The sequence below is a fragment of the Bartonella sp. MU70NMGDW genome (assembly GCF_042194085.1).
GTDB classification, from domain to species: Bacteria; Pseudomonadota; Alphaproteobacteria; order Rhizobiales; family Rhizobiaceae; genus Bartonella; species Bartonella grahamii.
In genome coordinates, this window is the sequence record NZ_JBHIMK010000501.1 from 1 (window position 1) to 847 (window position 847).

The following is an 847-nucleotide window of genomic DNA, read 5'->3' on the forward strand; positions in this document are numbered from 1 at the left end:
ATGGTTGGAAAATCATCAGGCAAAGAAGAGAGTCTATTTTCTTTTGTAATGAGGAGGAGGCTGCTCTTCATCATTTGGAAGAGCAACCGCGCTTTTAGAAAGTTTGGGTTTTTTGTTGAAAATAAGGCAAGCGCCATGCATCGCACTTTTCGTGGTTCTTAAAAAAGCGGGCATGAGATAAAAAAATGTATTTTTCATAAAAAAAGGAAGAGCAATGAAGGGGAAAAATTCAGCATTTTATAATGGACTACGCCATTTTTTCGAAAAAAGTGTTTTTTCTGTGCGAGAGCGTGTTGTCATTTGTTTCCTCTCCCTCATTATTGAGCTATGGAACAGGATTTTCTTTCTTGAGCTGTGGAACAGGATTCTCTCTCTCTCATCCTTGGATAGCAAAGAGTACAACATTTTCTCTCTTGAGTTATGGAACAGGATTTTCTTTCTCCTATCCTTGGGTAGCAATGGAGAACGGACAGGGTGGTGGGATACACCTCTTTTTCTCTCTTTGTATGCGTTTTGGAAAGTTATTATAGTGTGTGTTTTGGTCTTGTTCCCAGTTATGTTGATACTCGGCATCATATTGTGGTTTTTGTTGGTAAAAAATATTCGGAAATTGAAAGGAATAGATCAGCAACGGGGTAAAATAACCGATCAAAAGGATCGGTATAAAGAAAGTGTGAACTGGAAAATGGACGATATTCTTGTCATGATATTTGTTTTCGTGCTTATGTGCGTGACACTGTGGGTTGCTTGTATTCCCATGATGATTTTAGAACTTTATTATGGTGTCTTTAAGCAGGTGAGAAAGTATCGTAGAATGAGACGGCTACTAAAACGCGTAAGATAAAGA

The 847-nt window shown here is 38.1% G+C and carries 1 protein-coding gene; it reads left to right on the forward strand.

What is annotated here, in order from left to right; genetic code table 11:
* Positions 1-214 precede the first annotated feature (214 nt).
* Positions 215-844, forward strand: coding sequence for a hypothetical protein (locus ACFIKE_RS11830; RefSeq protein WP_375625334.1), 630 nt, complete (start codon positions 215-217; stop codon positions 842-844).
* Positions 845-847: the final 3 nt, after the last annotated feature.

Excerpts from the sequence above, each read along its gene's own strand:
- ACFIKE_RS11830 (WP_375625334.1), top strand. The coding sequence starts at position 215 with ATGAAGGGGAAAAATTCAGCATTTTATAATGGACTACGCCATTTTTTC.